Origin of the sequence: Geomicrobium halophilum (genome assembly GCF_014207655.1) — a bacterium.
Classification (GTDB): Bacteria; Bacillota; Bacilli; order Bacillales; family Marinococcaceae; genus Geomicrobium; species Geomicrobium halophilum.
Window position 1 is genome coordinate 1 of the sequence record NZ_JACHHJ010000002.1, and the last position, 24657, is coordinate 24657.

Here is a 24657-nt window from a genome sequence, read left to right on the forward strand (position 1 = left end):
CCACCCGTTCCCATGCCGAACACGGACGTTAAGCTCTTCAGCGCCGATGGTAATCGGGCGGAAACGCCCCGTGAGCGTAGGACGTCGCCTGGCTTTTCCCTAAACCAACGCAGGATACTCATCTTGCGTTGGTTTTTTTTGTGTTGCCATGCACAATTTGGGCGTTTTTGATGCTTAGCATTGGAGCGGCACATAGAATACGAGTTAAGTGCTCTGTGTGATCAATTACAGGCAGGCGCTTGAGGAGCGCAGATGCAAGACGAGGAAGAGGTACGAAAGCGATGTTTCCCGGACCTTTCGAACAATCTCTATAAGTCATTTGTTTCACATGGAACAAATGGTACGTGTTCTAATTGCAATCTTAAAGCTAAAAGTGGTGTAACGTATGCCGGCGTAATGAAACGTTTATTTTCGAATAAGAACTTTTTTCGTTTTATTTGAGCACCGGAAAAAAGGCTTATTATTGTTGAGGAGGGGAAGAGATGTTATTCTTCTATGGAGGGTAGAAGAATAACAGGAGGTTATATCATTGTCTAAAGTGCTCGTAACAGGTCATCAAAACCCAGACACAGATTCGATAACATCAGCAATTGTGTATGCTCATTTGAAAAATCAACAAGGTATCCATGCACAACCTGTGCGGCTCGGTGAAGTAAATAAAGAAACGGAGTACGTACTTAATTATTTCAATATGGAAGCACCTGTGTTAGCTGATAATGAAGTGAAACAAGGTGTTGAGGAGTTAATCCTCGTCGACCATAATGAACGCCAGCAAAGCATTGAAGACCTCGACTCCTTCAAAGTGATTGAAGTTGTCGACCATCATCGCATTGCCAATTTCGAGACGATGGGACCACTCTATTATCGTGCTGAACCGGTGGGTTGTACAGCTACGATTCTGCTAAAATTATATAAAGAGAACGATGTTGAGGTTCCTAAAGATTTGGCAGGACTTATGTTGTCAGCGATTATTTCAGATTCATTGTTGTTTAAATCACCAACCTGTACGGATGAAGACATTAAGGCTGCACAGGAACTAGCATCAGTGGCTGATGTGGACCCTGAAACATATGGACTTGAAATGCTTAAAGCGGGTGCGGACTTGAGTGATAAAACGACAGATGAATTATTAACACAAGACGCAAAAATGTTTGAAGTCGGCAGCCATCAATTAGAAATCGCCCAAGTGAATACCGTTGATGTTGCGGATGTTCTTGAACATAAAGGTGAAATTATGGCGAAAATGGATGGAACCGTCAAAGACAAACAATTATCCGTTTTCCTGTTTGTCATCACTGATATCCTCAATAATGATTCCACTGTTATTGCAGCCGGCAATGACAGCAGTAAAGTAGAGAACGCATTTGATGTAACGCTTGAAGAGGATACTGCAGTACTAAAAGGCGTTGTCTCCCGTAAAAAACAAATTGCTCCCGTGCTTATGAAAGAATTTTCTTAAGCAAAATGTTAGAAGAGAGTCGTTCATTCGTGAGCGGCTCTTTTTTGTGACAGGAATTCAGCGAACGAGATCATTATTGAGCGGAAGGCCTTGGCATAGCATCTTAAATATTGTCACGAAGATGATGACGAAATTGCATTTTCCTTTGATTGTCGTAGACACTATTAACGTCGTAACATTGACATATAGAATTTTTAATAAAGGTGTTGTTGTACGGATGACCGAAGGAAAAAAGGGGATACGCTCTCGCGTGCAACGTTTCGGTAGTTTTTTAAGTAGTATGATTATGCCCAATATCGGGGCTTTCATCGCTTGGGGAATCATTACTGCCATATACGAATTCACTGGAATCGAATTGTTTGGTAATATGGTTGATCCTATGGTCACCTATTTACTTCCACTTCTCATTGCTTTCAGCGGTGGGAACATGGTTCATGATTTCAGAGGTGGAGTTGTAGGTGCTACCGCGGCGATGGGTGTGATCGCTGCTGCTGATATTCCTATGTTCATTGGAGCTATGGTGATGGGTCCTCTTGGGGGCTATGTAATCAAAAAATTTGATGAGCGGATGGAAGGGAAGATTAAGCAAGGCTTTGAAATGCTGGTGAATAACTTCTCTGCTGGAATTTTAGCTTTTTTATTGGCAATTCTGGGAGCAAGCATTGTCGCACCCGTCGTTTCATGGTTAACGGCTGCATTTGAAAATGGAGCAGCGGCCATTATCAATGCCAACCTTTTGCCGCTTGTAAGCATTGTCGTTGAGCCTGCTAAAATTTTATTTTTAAACAATGCCATTAATCATGGGGTTTTTGTTCCGTTAGCCATGGGTCAAGTAGAAGAATTCGGAAAGTCCATCTTCTTTTTGTTGGAAGCAAACCCTGGCCCTGGCTTGGGGGTTCTGCTCGCCTTCATGATTTTTGGTCGGGGAACGGCGAAAGCTTCTGCGTACGGTGCAGGGGTTATCCACTTTTTTGGCGGAATTCACGAAATCTATTTTCCGTATGTACTGATGAAGCCGTTAATGCTAATCGCCGTTATTCTGGGTGGAATGAGCGGTGTGTTTATCTTTAGTTGGTTTGACGTTGGTTTGATAAGTGTGGCTTCCCCGGGAAGCATTTTACCTATACTAGGTTTGACAGCACCTGGTGATTATTTCGGAGTGATTTTAGGTGTACTTGCTGCAACAGCTGTATCGTTTGTCGTGGCTTCCCTCATCTTAAAGTTTGATCGCAAAGGGGAAGAGAGCGACATCGAACAAGCGAGTGAAAAAATGCAGTCGATGAAGGGCAAGGAAAGCGGTGTTGCTGCCAATTTTGCTAACACCACTGAAAACCAAACGAATGAAACACCTTCAAGCTATGCAGATGTCTCGAAAATCATTTTTGCTTGTGATGCTGGAATGGGCTCAAGTGCGATGGGGGCATCGATTATGAAGGATCGTGTGAAGAAGTCGGAAGTTGCAGATGTAAGTGTAGAGAATACCTCCATCAAGAATATTCCAGATGATGCGGATCTGATTATCACCCATAAAGACTTAACCGATCGGGCAAGGCAGCAGAAGCCAGATGCCATTCATGTCTCGGTTGATAATTTCATGAACAGTCCGCGCTATAATGAAATTATTCAAGGATTAGAGGGGCATGATAGTGGGGAAGCGAATCATACCCAAGACACGGCTAAGGCCGAGCATGTCGATAAAATCATTTTTGCCTGTGATGCAGGTATGGGTTCTAGTGCTATGGGTGCCTCTTTGCTTAATGATAAGTTGAAAAAAGCTGGAATTACCGACATTCACGTTTCCAATACCGCTATCAATAAATTGCCTGATGATGCGGATATTGTGATTACGCACAAGGATTTGACTGATCGAGCGAAGCAAAAGCAGCCAGGAGCTGAGCATATATCCGTGGATAACTTTATGAATAGCCCAAAATACAATGAGCTGATTGATCGTTTAAAGTAGGAGGTGTCGGTGGTGTACGTTTCAGCTAGAGAGCGATTAATTTTACTTACGCTGCTTGAAGCAGGTCAAGGAGTTTCGCTTTCTGAACTGGCAAAGACTGCCGCTGTAAGTCCTCGCACTGTCCAACGTGATATAAAAGGGTTGAAACAAGTTGTTGATTATTTTGGTTTAAAAATAAAAAGAGGTTCGCATGGGGTTCTACAATTAGAAGGATCCCATTCGGATTTTTCCCAGCTTGAGCAGTTTTTGCATTCGTTTCAAGCGGTTGATTTCACACCAGAAGAACGACAAAGCTTGCTTCTTGTTAAACTTCTTGATAGCCATGAGCCAATGAAGCTTTTTACACTTGCAAATGATTTAAATATAACCGAAGCTACGGTAAGCAACGATCTTACCAAAGCGACTGAGTGGCTGGAGCAGTTCGGCTTGCAGCTCGTACGTAAACGAGGGTATGGCATTGATATAGAAGGAACAGAAACCAATGTTCGCCGAGCGATGAGCAGTATTATTGCAGAGAACCTGAACTTGGGGGCGTTCTACCGAGCCATATACGCTGTAAAAGATAACCAAATGGAACGTGAAGTCACCCACCGGATGCTCAATTTTGTAGATGTAAGCACCATTCGTCTTGTGGTGGATACGGTTGAGAGGGTGAAAACGTCACTGCCTGGTCAAATGTCGGACCAGGCATACATTAGGCTAATCGTACATGTAACACTTGCGATTGAACGTATCCGCCAAGGTGAAGAAATTACAATGGACCAGGATCAGCTTGAAGCTTTAGAGACAGGTGAAAGTCACGAGACAGCCCTTGAACTGGGAGAAAAGCTGGGACAAGCATTTGGAATTAGTGTTCCTCGAGCTGAAATTGGCTATATCGTGATGCATTTGCGCGGTGCTCAAAGTGCAAGCGTTGATATCGAAAGTTTTTATATTGAAGAATCGAATATAGAGTTGATCGAAAGGATCAAAGCCTTAATTGCTGGCGTGGAAGATGAATGGGGGGTCTCCCTTTCAACGCCTTCGCTTTTACAGGGGTTACTCACACACTTAAAGCCAACCCTATACCGCATTCGCCAAAAAATGAAAATCACCAATCCATTACTTGTTCGAATTAAGAGCGAATATCCTTCGTTATTTGCGGTGGTTCGCCGACAGGTTAAAAAAACGTTTGCGCCGCTTGAGGTGCCAGATGAAGAAATCGGCTATCTGGTATTACATTTTGGTGCGGTCCTAGAAAGACGGAAGCGGTTCACTCCTCTTTCTGCCCTTGTTGTTTGTGCAAGCGGAATTGGTTCTGCGAAAATGCTTGCCAGCCGCTTGGAACAGGAGTTTCCCGAGATTACATCGATTACGAATGCTTCTTTGTTTGATTTAAAAAAATATGACCCCGATGATTTTGACCTCTTCATTTCCACTGTTCATCTGGATCAATCAAAATCATCATTGCGTGTGAGCCCGGTGTTAACGACTGAAGAAGTCAATCGTATTCGAGCCTATGTTGATGAACGAAAAGTACAGCCTTCGGGTAATCGAAAGGATCCTGCGAATGTTCAAAAAACAGATTTGGCTACGTTTCAAAAGACAGCTGATGTTAGTGAGGCTATCCATCATTTTTTACAGTCCTATCAAATGGATGGCTCAAAAAGTGTGGAAGAAGGTTTGTGGACCAGTTGTAGAACGCTGGAAGAACACGCCCAAATTTACGATTCAAGTTCCGTCTATCAAGCGCTTTTGGCCAGAGAATCTCGGGGCGGGGTAGCTATTCCCGAAACGTCCCTTGCTCTTTTTCATACAAGGACAAAGGATGTGAGAGCCCCTGTTTTTCATATCGTTGAGCTAGATAACTCGAAGCCAATCGCATCAATGGGTTCTGAAATGCAGCATGTAAAACGAATCATGATTATGCTTGCCCCGGAAGATTTTCAGGAACACGAACTTGCATTCATGAGCTATATGAGTATGTTATTTGTGGGTCCAAAAGAACAGGTCGCACGATTTGAAACAGGCACTAAGGAAGAAATCTATTATTTTTTAGAACAAAAATGCCGTGACTATTTACTTGCATTGATACAAGAAGGAGTGGAATACGAATGAGTTCAATTTTAAACACAGCAAATATCCGTCTGTCTGCAAAGGCAACCACAAAGGAAGAAGCAATCAATGAAGCAGGGCAAGTCCTGGCTGATCAAGGGTATATTAGAGAAAGCTACATTAGTAAAATGCATGAACGGGAAGAAGTATCGACGACGTATATGGGCAACTTGCTTGCGATTCCTCATGGAACAGAGGATGCACGTGATGAAGTACAGGAAACCGGCTTATCTATTCTTATCACGAATGATGTTATCGATTGGGATGGGCAGGACGTTCGGCTTGTGATCGGAATTGCTGGAAAAGGAGATGAACATCTAAGCATTCTTTCTAAAATAGCCATTGCTTGCTCAGAAGAAGAAAATGTAGAGAAGCTTTTACAAGCTAGAACAGAAGATGAAGTTCTTGATTTCTTTTCTGAGGTAAATGAATAATGAAAGCTGTTCATTTTGGGGCAGGAAATATTGGCCGGGGGTTTATCGGTGCCCTTCTTTCTTATGCGGGATATTCGGTGACGTTTGTTGATGTGAATGAGCATGTGATTGATGCTCTTAATAAGCGTGGACAGTATACAGTTACAGTTGCTGGTGAAAAGAAAGAGACATTTGAGGTTAAGAACGTTGAAGGCATTCATAGTGTAGAGGGCGAATCAGCTGTTATGACTGCTGTAAAACAAGCAGATCTCGTCACAACAGCAGTAGGTCCAAACGTTTTGCAGCACATCGCCCCTGCCATTGCTAAAGGACTTTCCAGGCGTGATTCGCAGCAGAAGGTTAACGTTATTGCCTGTGAAAATGCAGTTCGTGCTACGTCTGAGTTAAAGAAAGAGATTTTTGCTTCCCTTACTCCTGAAGAAGGGGAGGAAGTGGAAGGGATCGCCGGTTTTGCCGATGCGGCAGTGGATCGAATCGTGCCCAATGTTCAATCAAGTGATGTACTAGCGGTAACGGTTGAGCCGTTTTATGAATGGGTCGTTGAAGGATCTTCGTTGAAAAATTCGCTGGGAGTGGATGAAGCGTTAGTGGTGGATGATCTCGATCCATACATTGAGCGTAAACTTTTCACCGTTAACACCGGTCATGCGGCAGCAGCTTATGCCGGCTTCCGGGAAGGATATAAAACAATCAGGGAAGCACTTGTCGATGATGAAATCAAACCACTTGTGCGCGCCGCTTTAAATGAAACAAAAGAGGTACTTATCGAGAAATATGGGTTTAACATGGAAGAACAGGAAACGTATATTGATAAAATCATCACCCGTTTTCAAAATCCTAATATAGAAGATTTGGTTGAACGTGTGGGCCGCGGCCCTATCCGTAAACTGGGTGCTCATGAACGGCTCGTGAAACCTGCATGCATGCTCTATGATATCGGCAAGCATCCGCAAGCCCTTCCTCAAACCATTTTTCATGCGCTCCACTTTCACGTGCAAGGTGATGAAGAAAGTGAAAGACTGCAAGAAATGATACAAACGAATGGGTACGGGCCAGCGCTTGCTGCAGTGGCAAATCTTGAGGAGTCTCATCCGCTCATTCAACAGATCGAAATGTTGGCCAATCGTTAAACAGAAGAGTTGCCCGTGTGCGGGCAGCTTTTTTACGTAGAAGGGGTTTCGGCGGGTAGGCTACGTCATTGGCAGAATCCCCACAGAAATTGACGTACCACGCCACGATTCAAGTTTTAGTACAGCATCCTCCATAAATAGAAGGTCGCATAGGTTTCCCACCCCTGCCAATTTTTAGCGTAATGACGAATTTCTTCTTTGGTTGGCTTCTCTTTGTATCCGAGCATGAGCTTAAAGGCGTTCTGCAAACCAACATCGTCGATGGGAAATGCCGAAGGGTAACGTAAGCAACGCATTAATACATAATTGGAAGTCCATGGGCCTATGCCACGAATACGCGTAAGCATCGTTTCAGCAGTTTTAAAATCTTCCGCAGCGAGTAACTTTGCTTTGGATAACTCGCCGTTGGTGATCAGTTTGGCAACGCCTATTAAATATTCACGTTTTCTCGCCGTCATTTTTAAATCGAACAAATCTTCCACGTGGAGCCTCGCGATTTTCTCCGGACGGGGAAAGAGCCAATAATTTTCCACTTGGTCGCCGAATTTTTCTACAAAACTCCTTTTTAACGTATAGGCATAAGAAAGGTTGATTTGCTGGCCGATAATCCCCCAGGCTAAGGCTTCGAATAAATTAGGGAGCCCAACATTTCGTAAGCCAAAAAATCGAGCTGTAGGTTCGTGTAGCAATGGGTCGTTTTTGGCTAATTGATAAAAAGGTTGCAGGTTGGTTTCTAGGTCAAACCAGTTCCAGATATAGGTGGCGACTTCAGCTCGGTCTGAGATATATTCGGGTGTCGTGTTGGAAAAGAAACGAACATGGATGATCCGATCCGTCTCCGCACTCATTTCTATAAGTGCGGTTTCATTTTTCAATGGTAAAGCTCTGTAAATTTTTTCATCTAGAATATCAAACATGCATTCATCCGCTGATCTTGATAAATAGTTCAAGTTTTCTTTGAAACTAAATTCTTCTGGCGTAAAAATTCGCAGCCGATTGTGTTCATCTTCCCAAACATCTTGCGGTATCGTCTCCATTACATTTTCTCCTTTTCTTTATTTTGATATCTTGCTTATCCATTCATCAAATGGATATTTCACAGGCGTGATCGTTTATAATGACCCTAGAGGTGATGGCTGATATGACCATCAAAAACGAGTATTGGATAGCTATTGTAATGAATGATGCATCCTATGATGATCTGTTTTTTTATGGGGTAACTTCAACAGGTATCTTTTGTCGTCCTTCCTGTAAGTCGAGAGTGCCAAATAAAGAAAATGTGCGTATTTTCAAGAATGCAGAGCTGGCGATAGCAGAGGCATTTCGGCCTTGTAAACGCTGCAAGCCGGATGGCCTGCAACTTCCGGATGAAGAATGGATATCCCACATTGTAGAGTGGATAGATACTCATTTTCAGGAACCGCTGACGCTTGAGATCCTTGCAGAAATGAGCCATGGGAGTCCATATCATTTGCAACGCACGTTTAAAAAGATGAAAGGAATGACCCCAAACGAATATATTCAGGGTGTCCGATTGGCGAAAGCGGTTGAATATCTGAAAAATACGGATATGTCGGTCACAGAAATTGGATCGTCGGTGGGCTTTTCGAATACCGCCTATTTTATCACATGGTTTAAGCAAAGAATGAAACGAACTCCAGCGAATTTTCGGAAAAGATAAGGAGTGAGCGTATGGGTGATCGAATGTATTGGAGCATTCTGGAATATGGATGCTGGGTCTTCGCTCTTGCCGCGACGGAAAAAGGGCTCTGTTATGTAGGCTCGCCGAATGGATCATTTACGCATGTAGAAGAATGGGCAGAAAGGACATTTAAAGAATATAAAATCGTAGAAGATGATATAAGGTTACAGCCCTACAAAAAAGAGCTTGAGGAATATTTCGGGGGTCTGCGGGAGTCGTTTACCCAGCCCCTTGATCTGCACGGAACTGCTTTTCAACGTGAAGTCTGGGAAATCTTAGGTCAAATAATTTATGGTGAAACGTATACGTATTCGGGGGTTGCTGAACAGCTGGGAAAACCAACGGCACTCAGAGCTGTTGCCTCTGCAATTGGAGCAAATCCGGTATTAATAGCAACACCATGCCATCGAGTGGTTAGGAAAAACGGTTCCCTTTCTGGCTATCGCGGAGGTCTTGAGATGAAGCGGCATTTGCTGGAAATTGAAAAAGAAGGCGTGAATAGATCAGAAATAAACGATAGTGGGTGATGCTATTGCAACAAGAACTTTTCTATAAGGTTCCAAAAAACATTCTTAATAAAGGTTCAGGCTTTTTATCCGGGTACAGTCATTCCTTAAATCCTTATACCGGCTGTGCTTACGGATGTTCGTTTTGTTATGTACGCCAGATGCCGGTTGCCACATTCCGTGAAGGGGAGTGGGGGACGTGGGTTGATGTCAAAAAAGGGGCGGCGGAACTGCTGCAAAAGGAGTTGACACGTGCCAAGCGTAAGGAAGCGGTAACGATTTTCATGTCATCCAGCACGGATCCTTACCAACCGGTGGAGCACGAGGAACGGATTACCCGATCATTGCTCGAAGTCATGGTTGAAAACCCGCCGGATTTTCTTTTTGTGCAAACAAGAAGTCCTATGGCAAGAAGAGACATTGACTTATTTTTACATTTAAAACATAACATTCGCGTCAGCATGACCATCGAAACGGATCGTGAAGAGATCCGAAAGCACTTCACACCCGACGCGCCAGCGATTCGCGGTCGATTAAAAACGTTAGAATTGTTAAAAGAAGCGGGTGTCCCCACGCAAGCCACCATCGCACCGCTTTTGCCGAGCAGCCAGAAATTCCCGGATCTATTGAAGGGAAAAGCTGACCGTATTTGCATCGATGATTACTTTATGGGAGACGGCAGCGGCGGACGGCGCACGAAGAATTTAGGCATCTACGCAAAATACAAGGAGCTGGGCTTAGAAAAATGGTATGAGCCTATGACTTACCAAAAGTTAATCAAACGGTTTAAACGTGTATGGTCGGAAGAACAAATGTATGTGAGCCGTGAGGGCTTTTTGCCTTAAATGTTATCTGTAACGTTAGCGATCATTTCACCAGTGCATCTAAATCTTGATGAAGGGCCTCCATTGTCTATTTCGAAAACATACGGTTTTCGCGAAAATGGACGATAATTTCTTCAGGTGAAAAAATTCCATCATTTGCTCATGCTGGATATAAAAATAACGCAAAATCGCCCGGTAACTCCAGGCTTTTCTCTACTGTTAAATGATGTTGCCTCTTTCACCCTTTTAAAAGGGTTATGCTCCATTTTCGTCACCTGGCTTTTTTATAGAGGATGTTCAAAAAGTCCGGGAAAAATAGCCATCGAAAAAGAAAATCACCAAGTGATGCGACGATGCACCAATGGGAAGTGTTGATTGTTAATGAATGAAAATGAATGATTATGATTGACAATGAACAATTATGAATTTAAAATGAATGTATGAAAACGTTTACGAATGATTCGAGGTGTCACTATGTTGCACGTGGAACGGCGGGCAGCTATCCTTCGCTTGCTTTTAAATAGAGAAACTGTAACGATCCAGCAATTGATCGATGAAACCCATGCATCGGAGTCTACCATTCGCAGAGATTTGATTGAGCTGGAGAAGGAGCAGCAGATCAAGCGAGTCCACGGGGGTGCTTCCCTGGAAAAAAAGAGGAAAGAGGAACCGACAGTCGCGGAGAAAACAACCCAAAACCGGGAAGAGAAACAAAGCATTGCGAGGTACGCGGCTGAGCTTGTCGAGAATAAAGAATGTATTTTTTTGGATGCCGGGACGACAACGTTTGAGATGATTCCTTTTCTAGCAGATAAGGGTGTCATCGTTGTAACGACCGGTACTCAGCATGTACAAAGGCTGATTGATTATAGCATTGAAACGTATGTACCCAGCGGGCGAGTGAAAACAGAAACGGCTGCTCTTATTGGCTCGAAAGCGATGAGAGCACTTTCGGAATATCGCTTTGATCGCTGCTTTCTCGGGATGAATGGGGTTCATGACCGGCACGGTTACACAACGCCTGATCCGGAAGAAGCAATTGTAAAAGAAACGGTCCTTACACTCGGAGCGCAATCATATGTACTTGCGGATCATACGAAGCTGGAAGAAGTATCTTTTGCGACCGTTTCTGCGCTTGATGCAGCTGATTTAATTCTTTCAGACGCGGTGGCAAAGACAGAACGTGAACGTTATCAAGATCATACGGAAGTAAGGACGGTTGTGTTGTGATTTATACGGTGACCCTGAACCCGGCGGTTGACTATATCGTACGGGTATCAGATTTTGAACTTGGCCGGCTCAACCGGTCAGAAGAAGATGAGAAATATCCTGGCGGGAAAGGCATTAACGTCTCCCGGGTGTTGCATCGGCTCGGCGAGGATAATACAGCACTCGGCTTTATCGGGGGCTTTACCGGCCGATATATAAAAGAAGCCCTCGAACAAGAAAACATACGTACGGATTTTATTCCAATCGCCGACGATACACGCGTTAATATTAAACTGAAAACGTTTGAAGAAACAGAGATTAATGGAAAGTCACCACATATTACCGAAGAAAATAAACGAACATTCGTGCAAAAGCTAGAGCTTCTGGAAGAGAGCGATACGCTTGTGTTAGCAGGTAGTTTGCCGAGTACATTGGCCTCTGACACCTATAAAGAAATCGTCCAGTCTGCGACGTCAAAAGGGGTACGCTGTTATGTGGATACAAATGGCAGGGCCTTGCATGAAACGTTATGTGCCCAACCTTTTTTTATCAAACCGAATCATCATGAGCTAGCCGAACTCTATCAAGAATCTATTGTTTCTATAAAACAAGCCGCCTTTTATGGAAAGCGCCTAAAACATGAATACGGGGTTCCACACATTCTGATTTCAATGGGCAGCCAAGGAGGACTCTATATTGGAAAGGGTCAGGTTGTGCATATTCAACCCCCTCAGGGAAAACTTATCCATTCTGTTGGGGCAGGGGACTCCACGGTTGCAGGTTTTCTCACAAAATTTGAAGAGACGAATGATCCGCTTCAAGCCGCGATGTACGCGGTTGCGGCAGGAAGTGCAAGTGCTTTTTCCTCAGATTTTTGCACAAAAGTAGAGGTCGATCATTATTTCAGCACGCTGGGGGCGGAGACGGTAGAAGGGGGAAATGGGCATGAAGATTAACGATTTACTCACGCCGGATACCATGATTCTTGACTTAACGTCTACGGGTAAAGAGCCTGTCATCGATGAGTTAATTGGTAAATTGGATCAAGCCGGTTGTCTGTATGATCGTGAAGATTTTAAAGAAGCGATTATGGCTCGGGAAAATGAAAGTACAACGGGAATGGGTGAAGGAATTGCTATTCCTCACGCGAAAACAGACGCGGTAAAAGTACCGGCTCTCGCCTTTGGTCGTTCACAACAAGGAGTGGAATACGAGGCGATGGACGGTCAGCCCAGTCATTTGTTTTTCATGATTGCCGCGCCGGACGGAGCAAATGACGAGCACTTGCAAACATTATCGAGGCTTTCCACTTTCCTCATGGACGAAAATTTTCGAAACGACCTTCTTCATGCAAATTCTATTCGTGAGATACTCGCAAAAGTGGATGAAAAAGAAGAAGAAAAGGCGCAGGAAGAACGAGCAGAACAAGAGGACGCAGACCGGGATGATGAGAAAGACGCTTTCATACTAGGGGTTACCGCTTGTCCAACAGGAATTGCACATACGTTTATGGCCGCTGATGCTCTAAAGGAAGAAGCAGAAAAGATGGGCTATCGTATAAAAGTTGAAACCAATGGTTCCAGCGGCGTCCAAAATCGATTAACGGCGGATGAAATTGAAAAAGCAGATGGCATTATTGTCGCTGCAGATACAACCGTAGACATGGGGCGGTTTGACGGTAAACGTGTGGTCAATGCTCCAGTGGGCGATGGCATGCGCAAACCGAAAGAACTGATTGAACGTTCCCTTTCAGGGAAAGAACCTGTATACAAAGGAAATGGGGACACTGCCTCAGGAAAAGAAGAAAGCTCACCGAAAGGACCTGGAATTTATAAGCACCTCATGAATGGCGTCTCTAATATGCTTCCATTCGTGATTGGCGGGGGGATCCTGCTTGCCCTTAGCTTCCTGTTCGAACCCATTTTGGGTGAAGATAATCCTGTAACGGAAATGCTAGGTTTTATTGGTGGAGACAATGCCTTTGCCCTGTTTATTCCGGTACTTGCCGGGTTTATCGCCATGAGCATGGCGGATCGTCCTGGGTTTGCCCCTGGTTTAATTGGCGGTTATATGGCCTTTCAAGCAGACGCTGGTTTTATCGGCGGTTTAATTGCAGGTTTTCTGGCCGGTTATGTGGCACTTGGTGTAAAAAGACTGCTTGCCAATTTTCCTGAGACATTGGAAGGGATTAAAACGATCCTGTTTACGCCCGTACTCAATATTCTTATCACCGGTACGATCATGTATTTCTTAATTATTCCGCTGGCTGCCTTTGATTCTTGGTTAATGGATACCATGGGCGATTTAGGCACTGGGAATATGGCTCTTTTGGGAATTTTATTAGGGGGAATGATGGCGATAGATATGGGCGGCCCGATTAACAAAGCGGCCTATACATTCGGAATCGCGATGATTGATGCGGGCAATTTGGGCCCGCAAGCCGCGGTTATGGCTGCAGGTATGGTTCCACCCCTCGGGATTGCCATTGCGACAACGTTCTTTAAGCATAAATTTAACAAGCAAGAACGGGAGTCTGGAAAAACGAACTATGCATTAGGTGCTTCGTTCATCACCGAAGGTGCCATTCCATTTGCTGCCGCAGATCCGTTCAGAGTCATCCCCGCGAGTGTCGCAGGCGCAATGGTTGCGGGTGGATTAACCGGCCTGTTTCAGGTGACGATGCCCGCTCCGCACGGCGGCATTTTCACGATGTGGCTGGTCAATGATTTCTCCCCGATGCACATTGGTTTATATGCAATCGCTATTATTACAGGAGCGATTGTTACGGGGATGATTCTAGGTTTCATCCGCAAAAAAGCGGAAGAAACATAGGAAGAAGGCTTTCGTCCAAGCGACGAAAGCCTTCGTTTTCGGCGGAAGCGGAAAGGGATTCGGAATTCGTGGACTTTTTTCGGCGCGGCAGGGTAAGAATTCAGCGCAGTACGAGCTAGTGAACGAGATGCTGGCTTGATAAACAAACGTTTAATTAATATTTGTTGCCGCACGAACAAATCTTTCTTATGGGCGGTCAAGCCATCACATTGTACGGGAACCTGCGCACATGTGGGCACTCACTGTCACTCTGTATGACACCTAATTTATGCAAAGAAGATTAAAAAGAGCTGTCATGAATAACAGCTCTTCTTCTTGACTCATACCGACCTCGCTGTAGCAACGAATTTTTCCGCGTGCGCGCGTAAGCCATCCCAATCTTGATTTCCAATCAACGTTTTATCCAATAGTGAACCACCGGCGCCGACGGCGGCAGCACCTGCTTTCATGTAGTCAACAATATTATCGAGATCAATGCCGCCAGTAGGCATCATTTGAATTTGCCCAAGTGGTCCTTGCAAGGCTTTTATAAAGGCTGGACCTACGGCATCAGCAGGGAAAATTTTTACGAGATCAGCGCCCCATTTTTTCGCTTGCAATGCTTCTGTAGGGGTGAAAACCCCGGGAATGACAATCGCGTTATACCGATTAGCCGCTTCAATTGTTCCCTGATCAAGCGTTGGCGCGAAAATGAACTGTGCGCCTGCCTGAATCGCCTGTACCGCTGTTTCTCCATCTAACACAGTTCCAGCCCCGACAATGGCGTGACCATCAAGACGAGAACGAAGTTCACGGATGGAAGTGAACGCATCATCTGAATCAACGGTGACTTCAAGTCCGGTGACACCGCCGGCCACAAGTGCGTCGGCAATTTCATGGATATGTTCTTTTGGCAAACGTCTCATCACAGCGACGACACCTGATTCTAGTAATTGTGATAATCCTGGTTTCATTTTATCTGTTCTCCTTTTCTATCGGCTAACATCTGTACTTGTTTTTCCTACAAATCTTTCAACCTCTGCACGTGTCGGTAAGCCTTCAATGTCCCCGGGAGAGGAAACAACGAGGGCGCCAACAGCGGATCCTAAACGAACGGATTCCTCGAGTGAAACGCCTTCGAGGAGACCCGACAGCACACCTGCCGCAAATCCATCCCCCGCGCCGATCGGATCAATGACTCGCTCGACAGGAAAGCTAGGGACTTGTCCCTCATTTCCGTATTGATCGGCATAATAAGAATGACTGCTGCCGCTCTTGATGACGATTTCTTTTGCCCCTTCCTCACGTGCCTTTGCCACGATCGTTTGTTCATCGGACGTATCGTACATCCATTCAGCTTCATCCACTCCCGGCAGGAAAAGGTCAGATGCAGCAGCGAGTGCTCGCATACGATTCTTTGCCTGTTCTTCGCCATATGAATTCATTAATTTAAAACGTAGATTCGGATCAAAGGAGATCGTGAGTCCATGCTGCTTCGCGTAATCGATCGCACGATCCACCGTGCTATCACAGCTTTGACTCAAAAGCGGTGTAATCCCGGTGACATGCAGAATTTTATGGTTGGAAAATAAATCGGCATGGAGATCTTCCGGAGATAGCTTGCTAGCGGCAGAGCCAGCACGGTAGTAATAGACGTTATTTTCATTTGGGCGCTTTTTTTCTTTGATATATAACCCTGTAGGTGCTGTTTCATCCATTATAACATCATCGGTGTTTACGCCTTCACCCCGGATTGCATGTAAAAGGTATTCGCCGAGCTCATCCTCCCCTACTTTACTCATCCACGTGGAAGCATGTCCCAGCTTACGAAGTCCCACCGCTACGTTGGATTCTGCACCGCCGTGACGCTTTTGAAAATAATTTGAGTATTTCAAAGGCCCTGTGTCTGTTGTTTCAAATACAACCATCGTTTCTCCGAATGTAATCACTTCTGCGTTCATTGTTCCCTCCTATGTTTTGACGGCAATTGTTGCTAGACTGTCGAATCCATACGCTCAATTGCCCTGTATAGATCTACACTTCTATGATACTCTCTTAAAGGAGATAAACTAAAGTAAAAAAGGGGACCACCAGTCAATGAATCGATATACGAAGCGTTTAATGGTTCTCGCGGCCATTTTCGGTATTTTAGGGGTGGTCATGGGAGGCCATATGGCCGGTGCAGGCTCACCAGCATTACGTCCTGTCCATGCCCACGCCCTTGTTGTTGGATGGTTATCGCTGTTTGCCTGGGGTGTATACTATCAACTTTTTAATGTTTCCAAAAGGTTGGCAAACTGGCAAACATGGACAGGAATGATCGGAACGATATTCCTTGTGTTAGGCATGTGGGTGCATCTTGCAGGTGCCTTAGAGGCATTGCCTTTCGGCGTCACGCTTGCGATTTATATCGGCGGTGGAACGATCTTAATTGCAAGTTACATTTTATTTTTGATCGTGGTGCTCAAGCAAAAGGTAACGGACTAAAAACCGTTACCTTTTCATTCGTTCAAGTGCATAATTCGCGATCGCTGTATCCTGGATGCCCGTACCGGTCAAATCAGCGATTGTTATTTGCTCATCATGAGTACGTCCTGGCGCATCCCCGCTTAAAATTTTTCCAAGTTCCGTAATGTCATCTTCTTTTACGGTATTTTTCGCATGTTGAAGTTCTCCGATGGAAAATACTTGCGAGGCCAAGTCGCCAACGACGAGGTCCGCTTTCGGAAAAACATCTGGAGACAACTCTTGTTTTTTCTCGGCATCGGATCCCATCGCGGTGATATGAAGTCCTGCGTGGAGCCAGTCTGATTGAATCAGTGGTTCTGTTGATGGCGTCGTCGTAACGACTAGATCATTGCCGCGTACAACTTCTTCGGCACTTTCCGCGAGACGGACGGAAAGGTCATGGTTTTCTTCCATTTCCTTTTGGTATTTTTTCACATTTTCTGCCGTGCGCCCCCATACATGCACCTCATGAAAAGAACGTACGAGCTTGAGTGCTTCCACTTGCAGGCGTGCTTGCATGCCTGTTCCGATCACACCGACACTTGAAATCTCTTTTAGGGCGAGTTGATCAGCGGCTACCGCACCGGCAAGGGCGGTTCGTACATCGGTCAAGTAACCGTTATCCTGGAGCAGCGCGCGTGGTACACCGGTTTCTGAATCCATCGCGAGCATAAGGCCGCCAAGACTCGGCAATCCTTTTTTGGGATTATCAAAAAAACCGGCGGATACCTTGATGGCAAACGTTTCGAACCCGGGGATGTAAGCCGTTTTGATATCCGCTTCCCCATTGTGTTCAGGTACGTTTACGTGAATCACTGGCGGCTGCGAAACGCCACCGCTGTATAATTTACGAAAAGCATCTTCGATATGGGTAAACGCTTCAGATGAAATGTTGACATTCTGGCGAATCTCTTCTTCTTTAAAAATATCCATGGGCAAACACACTCCTTTTTTTGTGCGTGTTCAAAAGGCAGGACAAAAAGAGCCGAGTCGTTCGAGAAGACGCAGCTGCGGGCATCCTGCTTGCACCACGCAAGCATTCCCTTCTCACGAAGGAAAAGGGGGTTTCTTTTCCGAAGATATGGATTTCATACGTGAGACGCGGAAGCAAGTCGACGAAGAATTACGACCGCTATTTTTCCCGGACTTTTTGAACATCCTCTTTTAGTATATATTCCTGCTTTCAGAGAAAATTAATCTTCTTTTTGCAGGAGATTCCCATTTTAATGTCTAAAATATGGGGTGAGGTGATACATCATGCGTACGGTTTGGAAAGCGCGCAAACGTTTAAGTGATTATCTAAAAAAAACACCGCTCATCCCGAGCCCTGCTCTCTCAGAGCATAGCGGAGTACCGATATTTCTGAAGCTGGAAACGATGCAGCCGAGTCACTCGTTTAAACTGCGGGGAGCGTTTAATTTTTTATCATCCTTACACACGAAAGAAAAAGAACGTGGCGTCAGCACGTTTTCAACTGGAAATCACGGGTTGGCGGTAGCTTATGCGGCAAAACAGATGGGGATACGAGCGGTTATTTTCGTATCAGAATCAGTTCCGGAAGCAAAAAAAGAGGCATTGCGGTCAAGTGGAGCAGAATTGGTTGTCACAGGAAAAAGCCAGGACGAAGCGGGAGCCGCTTGCCTGAAGCGAAGTCAAGATGAAGGTTTGTCGGTCGTCCCCCCCTTTGACCATCCGGAAATTATTGCTGGACAGGGAACGATTGCGCTGGAAATACTGGAAGACTTACCCGAGGTCGATACCGTCGCCGCGGGTTTATCCGGCGGAGGGTTGCTCAGCGGTATTGGATTAGCCATGAAGCATACTGATTACGCGATAACAGTTACAGGGATCAGCGTGAAAAAGGGCGCGACGATGGACGAAAGCATTGCTGCTGGGAAACCGGTAGAAATCCCGGAGCACCCTACCTATGCGGACAGTTTGCTTGGAGGCATAGGACTTGATAACCACTATACGTTTAAAGCGATTCAGCAGTATGTGGATCGGCGATTGCGTTTGGAGGAAGGGGATATCGCGAGAGGTATGGCCTTTCTATACAAGCATCATCACCTCGTCGTGGAAGGAGCCGCCGCCGTTGGGGTCGGTGCGCTATTAAATGGATCGATCCGCCCGCAAGGACCAGCAGTCGTCGTAGTGACCGGCGCAGGGATTGATGTACAGACGCACCAGGACATCGTCCGGCCGTATTTATAGTGAAGTTTTGATTGGGGCAGCGGAACCTTTATTTGCGGCTGTTTTTTCAAGCTTCATTCCTTTTATTATGGTTTCTGTCTTTCCTTAAAATATATAAGTGCAAAGCCACCCAAATGAAGCGATGGGTGGCATGCCTATTCAACTTCTATTTTATAAAAGGGATGCTGAGCGGATACCGGTATCGTTCCCCATTGGAGGCCTGGACGGTTGCGATGATCGTGAATATCAGCCATACAATAGCAACGGCAACGATTAAAAAGAACCCGATCAGAACAAAGGAGAGGATCGCAGAAATAAGCATGTAAATGCCTATGGAGATTTGAAAATTTAATGATTGCTTGCCGTGAAAATCGATGAACTCTGATTCTCCTTTTTTAAACAGCCATAAAACGAGGGGCCCGATAATGGAGCCCAAGGGTACGATCAAACCGGATAATGCAATCAAGTGACTAAACATTGCGAAGTTCCGCTGTTCACGGGTGGCCAAGCCAAACCCTCCTTCCAGCCGATAAAAGTGAAGTCAATTCATATAGTTATGATGGATCCTTCATATTTATCATAAGATTTTATTTACATACGTTCAATAAACTCGCCTTCATCTTCCTTCCACTCAAAATAAAATACATCTTTGTACTCCTCAATCCCGTACTTGCGGAGCTTATTCATCAACCACTCTCCATTGTATCCGAATTTTTCTAGGTTTTCCCAATCGACATGTCCATCATTGATAAAGGTAACGGGAAGATAAGCAGCTGTGGGTGGTACTTGTAAATCGGCCTTCGTCGGATTTTCGTAGTTCGATTTGCTTAATACGCTAACCGTTCCATTCGTTTCAAAAATAGCATATGCGACCTCTCTAATTGAAAACACTTTTTGCTCTCGAAGTAAATGTTGCAGCTGATTGATGTCCAGTTTATTCTTTTTCATTTCTTGTCGATCGAGATGCCCGTTACGAATAAGAACGGATGGTTTCCCTTCAAGTATTTTCCTTGTTCCGCGAAATCTTTGCGTTAACCATTCAATAATATAGATCAAAAGCCCCCATAACGCCACTGAAAAAAGAATAATGCCAAGTTTCGCTTGCTGATCATAAATGGCATTTCCAACAAGTTCTCCTAGAATAAGCGCTGAGATAAAATCAAATGGTGTGATCTGGGATAGCGTAGATTTCCCAAGTAATTTCGTCATAATCAGTAATGCGATAAAACCTATGACAAGTTCAACGGTAGTTGAGAGGTATTCCATGAAATATTTGGCTCCTTACTCACTTTATTTCTTATGATGGACGAAGTAAGGATGGAATAAACAAAAACGAAAGTAGAAAAAGAATCCCCCCAAGGGTAATAACCGTTGTAGCGTTCCATTCCGTTGCGCTAGATCTTTTTTAAGAAGTGTGTTTCTCATAATGAATAGATTCGGCTTTTCGCCTGACAATCGCAATTCCCATAAGCGCTAAGATGATCGATATGACCGGGGCCAGGTAATTTAGAATTGTATGGAAGGGTACAAAAAGAATTAGCAAAGGATCACTTTTTTTGAAAAATATTTTGCTAGCCCAATATCCCTGTTTACAGCAGAAGTGGTACGGGACTGCTTATTTGCCAACGTATATTTTAATTTTTACAAAAAAAGCATGAGAGCAAATCCCATAATAAAGATGCAGTAGCCCCCTTGGCTACTTATGGGGACTACTGCTGTTGTATTATTTGTCTCGTTTTCTACGGCGAATGATTTCCTCTAATACATCCACGATTTCATCTTCCGATAAGTGATCATCTTTTTCATTTTGATCCTTCGGTGAATGTTCTTCGGATGATTCGGGAGCAGAGGTATGGTCTTTTGTTTCTTCTTCTGCTGTTTCTTCTACTCCTGCTTCTTTTTGTTCATATTCATGCAAATCTTCACTAGGTGGATCTTCCACATTCTCTTTATTCATCTTTGGAGACAAGTCTCTGGCGTAGATAATGTTTCCTTCCGGCGTTAAATACTTCTTATTCATATTGCGAGTCTCAGGATCCAAAAAGCTGTAGATCACCGGGATGACAAAGAGTGTTAAGAAAGTGCTGCTGATTAAACCACCGATCACAACAATCGCCATCGGTTGTTGAATTTCTGCCCCTTCACCGATACCCAGGGAAAGCGGAGTAACCGCTAAAATCGTACTGATGGCCATAATTAAGATCGGACGGACCCGGTCTTTAACCGCTGTAATCAAGGCATCATAGGTTCTCATTCCTTGCTCTTTTTTCTGATTGACATAGTCGACAAGAACGATGGCATTGTTAATGACGATCCCGGTAAGGACAAGAATCCCTATCAAGGCAACGACGCTTACGGGGGTTTGCGTAACCGTCAGTGCCAACGTAACACCAATGACAAAGAAAGGAACCGTAAACATAATGACGAACGGATACTTGAAGGACTCAAATTGTGCGACCATGACGAGGTATATAAAGATCACCCCGAGCACAAAGGCAAGTGCCATACTTCCCAAAGCATCATCCAACATTTCCTGATCTCCGCCGACGGCGTACTCGGCCTCGTCATCAAGCCCATAATCAGAAACAACGTCATCGACAAGCGTGGATATGTCCCCCAAATTATAGGCACTGCCATATACGACATCAAATTCAACCGAAGGAATCATATCGGCACGTTCGATCGTAGCGGGTTCTTCTCCTTCTTCGATATCAGCCACATCTGAGAGGGGGATGTTTTCGCCATCTTCGTTCTGGATCGTAAGCGATTCAAAGTTCTCCACGCTTTCCGTGAGTTCGTCTTCGCCACGAACATTCACTTCGTACAGGCTACTTTCATTTGATTGAATGGTGGTCGCCGTTACGCCCATTGTTTGCTCATTAACGCTCTCGGCAATTTGAGCCGGAACAAGGCCTTCCGCTCTGGCATCATCTTCGTCAATGAGCACTTGCAGTTCTGGTGCTGTCTCTTCCAGGCTGGTATCTACCTGGTTAATTTCGGATTCCTCTTCCAGTTCCTCCACTAGATCGTCTGCTGTTTCCTCCAGGCGTTCACGATCAGGATCGTTGATCGAGAAGACAAAGGTGTTCGGATCTCCCATCGCTGCCTGAGACATAACATTGACGTCGATTTCAGCATCCGTATCGATATTCTCAAGATCGCTTTCAACCATCTCCGAGAATTCTATTGTATTCATATCTCGATCGTTAACTGGAACTAAATTAATCATAACCTCGGCAATATTGCTTTCTGAAGTGAAGTTGCCTCCACCTTCCATGGCACTGGATCCGATCGTGCTCATGTAATTCTCGATTTCGGGGTGATTGTCAATTTCTTCTTCGATTTCAGCAACGGTTTCTTCTGTTTGGTTCAGTTGTGTGCCAAAATCATGTTCGACTTCAACCATAAATGATCCTTCATCAGCATCTGGCATAAATTCCAGGCCAGCGGTTGTCAGTCCGTATGATCCAATGGCAAACAGAAGCAATGTAATGATGACAACAACGATTCGGCGTCTAAGCGCCCATTTTGCTCCCTTCTCCACAAAATTGAGGAGACGGGAAGATCTTTGGCGCTCTTCTTCTGTGTCTTCCGAGGGCATGCTTAACACGCGACTGGCAATCATCGGTACGACGGTAAGTGCAACAGCCAAGGAAGCGAGTATACTAAAGGACACAGCTAAAGCCAAAGGTGTAAATAAGTCTCCGACCAGTCCCGTAATAAACACAACGGGGAGGAAGACAGCAACCGTCGTCAACGTTGATGCCGTTATGGCTGCTCCGACTTCTTTTGTTCCTTCATAGGCTGCTTGTTTCGGAGATTTTCGCATCGATAGATGGCGATAGATATTTTCGATCACGACGATGGAGTTATCTAACAACATCCCGATACCGAGCGCAAGCCCCCCGAGCGTCAACATATTTAAACTCATACCGGCAAAGTAAAAGAGGGAAAAGGTGACAATGATCGAAAATGGCATGGATAACCCTATAATGAATGGTGTTTTTAAATTACGTAGGAAGGCAAAAAGGACCAGCATTGCAAGGGCCCCGCCGGCAACTAACATGACGGCGACATTGTCAACAGCATCTTGAATAAATTCCCCTTCACTGTAAAGCGTCACGACGGATAAATCATCATAAGCATCCTCTTGCAGTAACTCTGTCAGTTCATCATTGAACGCCTGCTCCACTTGTGTCGTATTGGCATCGGACTCTTCCATGACACTGAATTGCATGGCGGCATTCTGGTTGGCACGGGTAATGGTATCCCCATCTTCTGTAGTGAAAGAAATATTGGCAACGTCATTAAGCGTTATTTCTTCACCGGTTTCCGGGTTCTGGGAAATAACGAGTTCTTCCAGGTCTTCCTGGTTCGTCAGTTCACTTAATACACGTGTGGTAATACTACGTTCGTCATCCTCAACAATTCCACCGGGAACGGCAATATCATGCCCCTGAATCATATCAACAACATCACTTTGCGTCATATTGGCATCATTCAATTCGTCCTGAATGAGTTCCACTTCATATAATTCAGTGAGGGATCCGGCTTCATCGATATCCGCAACACCATCGATTCGGGACAACTCCTGTTGCAGGTCGAGGGCATCATCTTGAAAATCACTGACGTCCTGGCCGTTTGCTGAGACAGCGAGCTGCATGCTTGGGAACATAGAAGGGTCAAATTGCATGAAAGACGGTTGGCCGGCATCATCCGGAAGATCTGCCTGTGTAATGGTCGATACAATATCAGTTTCAACATCATCAATGGACGTATCCTGGCTGAATTCCAGAATGATAATGGAAGATCCTTCAGACGATTGTGAGGTCATATCCTGCAATCCGGAAGTTGCGGCTAATTCTCCTTCCAGTTCTTCGGTTACATCATTAAGGACTTCTTCCGGTCCAGCTCCTTGATAGCTGGTAGCCACGGCAGCTACTGGAGGTTCTATATCCGGAAATAGCTGAAGAGGTAATCGTGTCAGGGAAACAGCGCCTATAATTAATAATAAGAGCATAATGACAATCGTAAATTTAGGTTTCTTAATCGAAAAATTGGATACTTTCACGTTTTATGCCTCCGTTTCTAACCTCTTCACCCTATTATGTTTGGGCAATGTTTTATGGACTTTCATATTTCTCTTCAACAATCATGCCTTGAAGTTTACGAATAATGTCACGAACTTGTCGCAAGTCTTCAGTCTTTATTTTAGAAAAGTAATTCTGAACAATCATGTCTTCAACTTTTTTATATTCTTGATGAAGCTTTTCACCGTTTTCTCCGAGGGAAAGGTCTAGTTCCCTGCGATTTTCTTGATTGATCGAACGCACGATAATATCTTGCTCTTCCAGTTTATTTAAAGTTTGGCTGACGGCGCTTCGCGAGATATCAAAATAGGACGCGATGTCAGATACAGTCACATTTTCAGTAGAGAAAATATACATTAACATCGATTCTTGCCTTTTCGTCAAACTGATGCTATTGATGATCGGAAGTTGCTGTTGCTGGATCAGTTTTCGTTCTATTTGCTTCATCATATCTACGATTTCCTGAAAAATCTCTTGATGCTCATGCATACGAATTTCCCTCCAATCTTAATTTTATTTAATGTTTAGATACTTAACATATAAGCAATCAAACAAACTTTAACTGTTTGAACTTTAACAAGTTTATTTGCAAACATCAATGTTTAAATCGTTAAGTTTGTGAAAAGTTTATGAAATTGATCAACCGTATAATGTTTACTAACATAAACAGTCTCTCCAATACATATGAGGGGCCCAAACGTATCCTGTAAAGAAAAATTATTGGAAATTTACTGCAT

General features: G+C 44.5%; 21 protein-coding genes and 1 rRNA gene. 14 read left to right on the top strand and 8 right to left on the bottom strand.

Features of this window, described 5'->3' with window-relative positions:
• From rrf to HNR44_RS07845, 6 genes are all read left to right on the top strand, one after another.
• Nucleotides 1–93: ribosomal RNA gene (gene rrf / locus HNR44_RS07820) — 5S ribosomal RNA — on the top strand; the annotation flags it as partial.
• 436 nt (nucleotides 94–529) lie between these two features.
• Complete coding sequence (locus HNR44_RS07825) at nucleotides 530–1459, top strand: manganese-dependent inorganic pyrophosphatase (RefSeq protein WP_184403616.1); 930 nt, start codon at nucleotides 530–532, stop codon at nucleotides 1457–1459.
• Nucleotides 1460–1676: 217 nt separating this feature from the next.
• On the top strand, nucleotides 1677–3422 hold the full coding sequence (locus HNR44_RS07830; protein WP_184404109.1) for a PTS mannitol transporter subunit IIBC: 1746 nt from the start codon (nucleotides 1677–1679) through the stop codon (nucleotides 3420–3422).
• Between the two features lie 12 nt (nucleotides 3423–3434).
• A complete protein-coding gene (locus tag HNR44_RS17940) occupies nucleotides 3435–5519 on the top strand; it encodes a PRD domain-containing protein (RefSeq protein ID WP_184403617.1) in 2085 nt (694 codons plus the stop codon).
• On the top strand, nucleotides 5516–5950 hold the full coding sequence (locus HNR44_RS07840; RefSeq protein ID WP_184403618.1) for a PTS mannitol transporter subunit IIA: 435 nt from the start codon (nucleotides 5516–5518) through the stop codon (nucleotides 5948–5950). Before HNR44_RS17940 ends, HNR44_RS07840 begins: the two co-directional genes overlap by 4 nt.
• The gene (locus HNR44_RS07845; RefSeq protein ID WP_184403619.1) at nucleotides 5950–7080 is read left to right on the top strand and encodes a mannitol-1-phosphate 5-dehydrogenase; all 1131 of its coding nucleotides are present in this window, start codon (nucleotides 5950–5952) and stop codon (nucleotides 7078–7080) included. The genes HNR44_RS07840 and HNR44_RS07845 overlap by 1 nt, the downstream gene beginning before the upstream one ends.
• Nucleotides 7081–7196: 116 nt before the next feature.
• On the opposite strand, the gene HNR44_RS07850 is transcribed toward HNR44_RS07845, so the two are convergent.
• Nucleotides 7197–8117, bottom strand: a complete 921-nt coding sequence (locus tag HNR44_RS07850) for a DNA-3-methyladenine glycosylase family protein (protein WP_184403620.1) — start codon at nucleotides 8115–8117, stop codon at nucleotides 7197–7199.
• A gap of 95 nt (nucleotides 8118–8212) precedes the next feature.
• Here HNR44_RS07850 and HNR44_RS07855 point away from each other — a divergent pair, with 95 nt between their 5' ends.
• The 6 genes from HNR44_RS07855 to HNR44_RS07880 all read left to right on the top strand — a co-directional run bounded on the left by HNR44_RS07855 (nucleotide 8213) and on the right by HNR44_RS07880 (nucleotide 14153).
• Entirely contained in the window at nucleotides 8213–8761 is a 549-nt protein-coding gene (locus tag HNR44_RS07855) for a bifunctional transcriptional activator/DNA repair enzyme AdaA (protein ID WP_184404111.1), read from the top strand.
• An 11-nt stretch (nucleotides 8762–8772) separates the two neighbouring features.
• Nucleotides 8773–9309, top strand: coding sequence for a methylated-DNA--[protein]-cysteine S-methyltransferase (locus HNR44_RS07860; RefSeq protein WP_184403621.1), 537 nt, complete (start codon nucleotides 8773–8775; stop codon nucleotides 9307–9309).
• Between the two features lie 5 nt (nucleotides 9310–9314).
• A complete protein-coding gene (locus tag HNR44_RS07865) occupies nucleotides 9315–10133 on the top strand; it encodes an SPL family radical SAM protein (RefSeq protein WP_184403622.1) in 819 nt (272 codons plus the stop codon).
• Between the two features lie 453 nt (nucleotides 10134–10586).
• Nucleotides 10587–11342 (top strand): DeoR/GlpR family DNA-binding transcription regulator, encoded by a 756-nt coding sequence (locus HNR44_RS07870; RefSeq protein ID WP_184403623.1) that lies wholly within the window; start codon nucleotides 10587–10589, stop codon nucleotides 11340–11342.
• Nucleotides 11339–12277 (top strand): 1-phosphofructokinase, encoded by a 939-nt coding sequence (pfkB, locus tag HNR44_RS07875; RefSeq protein WP_184403624.1) that lies wholly within the window; start codon nucleotides 11339–11341, stop codon nucleotides 12275–12277. Before HNR44_RS07870 ends, pfkB begins: the two co-directional genes overlap by 4 nt.
• The gene (locus tag HNR44_RS07880) at nucleotides 12267–14153 is read left to right on the top strand and encodes a PTS fructose transporter subunit IIABC (RefSeq protein WP_184403625.1); all 1887 of its coding nucleotides are present in this window, start codon (nucleotides 12267–12269) and stop codon (nucleotides 14151–14153) included. The genes pfkB and HNR44_RS07880 overlap by 11 nt, the downstream gene beginning before the upstream one ends.
• Nucleotides 14154–14473: 320 nt before the next feature.
• Here the strand turns inward: HNR44_RS07880 and HNR44_RS07885 are convergent, their stop codons facing one another.
• Both HNR44_RS07885 and HNR44_RS07890 read right to left on the bottom strand, forming a co-directional pair.
• Entirely contained in the window at nucleotides 14474–15106 is a 633-nt protein-coding gene (locus HNR44_RS07885; protein ID WP_184403626.1) for a bifunctional 4-hydroxy-2-oxoglutarate aldolase/2-dehydro-3-deoxy-phosphogluconate aldolase, read from the bottom strand.
• An 18-nt stretch (nucleotides 15107–15124) separates the two neighbouring features.
• On the bottom strand, nucleotides 15125–16093 hold the full coding sequence (locus tag HNR44_RS07890) for a sugar kinase (protein ID WP_184403627.1): 969 nt from the start codon (nucleotides 16091–16093) through the stop codon (nucleotides 15125–15127).
• 136 nt (nucleotides 16094–16229) lie between these two features.
• On the opposite strand from HNR44_RS07890, the gene HNR44_RS07895 reads away from it, so the two are divergent.
• Entirely contained in the window at nucleotides 16230–16619 is a 390-nt protein-coding gene (locus tag HNR44_RS07895) for a hypothetical protein (RefSeq protein ID WP_184403628.1), read from the top strand.
• A 6-nt stretch (nucleotides 16620–16625) separates the two neighbouring features.
• On the opposite strand, the gene HNR44_RS07900 is transcribed toward HNR44_RS07895, so the two are convergent.
• Nucleotides 16626–17573, bottom strand: coding sequence for a cyclodeaminase (locus tag HNR44_RS07900; protein WP_184403629.1), 948 nt, complete (start codon nucleotides 17571–17573; stop codon nucleotides 16626–16628).
• Between the two features lie 324 nt (nucleotides 17574–17897).
• Here HNR44_RS07900 and eutB point away from each other — a divergent pair, with 324 nt between their 5' ends.
• Nucleotides 17898–18851, top strand: coding sequence for a hydroxyectoine utilization dehydratase EutB (gene eutB, locus HNR44_RS07905; protein WP_184403630.1), 954 nt, complete (start codon nucleotides 17898–17900; stop codon nucleotides 18849–18851).
• 145 nt (nucleotides 18852–18996) lie between these two features.
• Here the strand turns inward: eutB and HNR44_RS07910 are convergent, their stop codons facing one another.
• From HNR44_RS07910 to HNR44_RS07925, 4 genes are all read right to left on the bottom strand, one after another.
• Nucleotides 18997–19338, bottom strand: a complete 342-nt coding sequence (locus HNR44_RS07910; protein WP_246407194.1) for a DUF4870 domain-containing protein — start codon at nucleotides 19336–19338, stop codon at nucleotides 18997–18999.
• Nucleotides 19339–19421: 83 nt separating this feature from the next.
• Nucleotides 19422–20096, bottom strand: a complete 675-nt coding sequence (locus HNR44_RS07915; protein WP_184403631.1) for a YetF domain-containing protein — start codon at nucleotides 20094–20096, stop codon at nucleotides 19422–19424.
• A 457-nt stretch (nucleotides 20097–20553) separates the two neighbouring features.
• Nucleotides 20554–23901, bottom strand: a complete 3348-nt coding sequence (locus HNR44_RS07920) for an efflux RND transporter permease subunit (RefSeq protein WP_184403632.1) — start codon at nucleotides 23899–23901, stop codon at nucleotides 20554–20556.
• A gap of 52 nt (nucleotides 23902–23953) precedes the next feature.
• Nucleotides 23954–24409, bottom strand: a complete 456-nt coding sequence (locus HNR44_RS07925) for a MarR family winged helix-turn-helix transcriptional regulator (RefSeq protein ID WP_184403633.1) — start codon at nucleotides 24407–24409, stop codon at nucleotides 23954–23956.
• Nucleotides 24410–24657: the final 248 nt, after the last annotated feature.

What these genes read in the sequence shown, in the direction of transcription:
- HNR44_RS07895 (WP_184403628.1), top strand. Translation starts at nt 16,230, where the DNA reads ATGAATCGATATACGAAGCGTTTAATGGTTCTCGCGGCCATTTTCGGT.
- HNR44_RS07890 (WP_184403627.1), bottom strand. Translation starts at nt 16,093, where the DNA reads ATGAACGCAGAAGTGATTACATTCGGAGAAACGATGGTTGTATTTGAA.
- HNR44_RS07855 (WP_184404111.1), top strand. Translation starts at nt 8,213, where the DNA reads ATGGCTGATATGACCATCAAAAACGAGTATTGGATAGCTATTGTAATG.
- HNR44_RS07925 (WP_184403633.1), bottom strand. Translation starts at nt 24,409, where the DNA reads ATGCATGAGCATCAAGAGATTTTTCAGGAAATCGTAGATATGATGAAG.
- HNR44_RS07915 (WP_184403631.1), bottom strand. Translation starts at nt 20,096, where the DNA reads ATGGAATACCTCTCAACTACCGTTGAACTTGTCATAGGTTTTATCGCA.
- HNR44_RS07830 (WP_184404109.1), top strand. Translation starts at nt 1,677, where the DNA reads ATGACCGAAGGAAAAAAGGGGATACGCTCTCGCGTGCAACGTTTCGGT.
- HNR44_RS07850 (WP_184403620.1), bottom strand. Translation starts at nt 8,117, where the DNA reads ATGGAGACGATACCGCAAGATGTTTGGGAAGATGAACACAATCGGCTG.
- HNR44_RS07860 (WP_184403621.1), top strand. Translation starts at nt 8,773, where the DNA reads ATGGGTGATCGAATGTATTGGAGCATTCTGGAATATGGATGCTGGGTC.
- HNR44_RS07840 (WP_184403618.1), top strand. Translation starts at nt 5,516, where the DNA reads ATGAGTTCAATTTTAAACACAGCAAATATCCGTCTGTCTGCAAAGGCA.
- HNR44_RS07900 (WP_184403629.1), bottom strand. Translation starts at nt 17,573, where the DNA reads ATGGATATTTTTAAAGAAGAAGAGATTCGCCAGAATGTCAACATTTCA.
- eutB (WP_184403630.1), top strand. Translation starts at nt 17,898, where the DNA reads ATGCGTACGGTTTGGAAAGCGCGCAAACGTTTAAGTGATTATCTAAAA.
- HNR44_RS07880 (WP_184403625.1), top strand. Translation starts at nt 12,267, where the DNA reads ATGAAGATTAACGATTTACTCACGCCGGATACCATGATTCTTGACTTA.
- HNR44_RS07870 (WP_184403623.1), top strand. Translation starts at nt 10,587, where the DNA reads ATGTTGCACGTGGAACGGCGGGCAGCTATCCTTCGCTTGCTTTTAAAT.
- HNR44_RS07885 (WP_184403626.1), bottom strand. Translation starts at nt 15,106, where the DNA reads ATGAAACCAGGATTATCACAATTACTAGAATCAGGTGTCGTCGCTGTG.
- HNR44_RS07845 (WP_184403619.1), top strand. Translation starts at nt 5,950, where the DNA reads ATGAAAGCTGTTCATTTTGGGGCAGGAAATATTGGCCGGGGGTTTATC.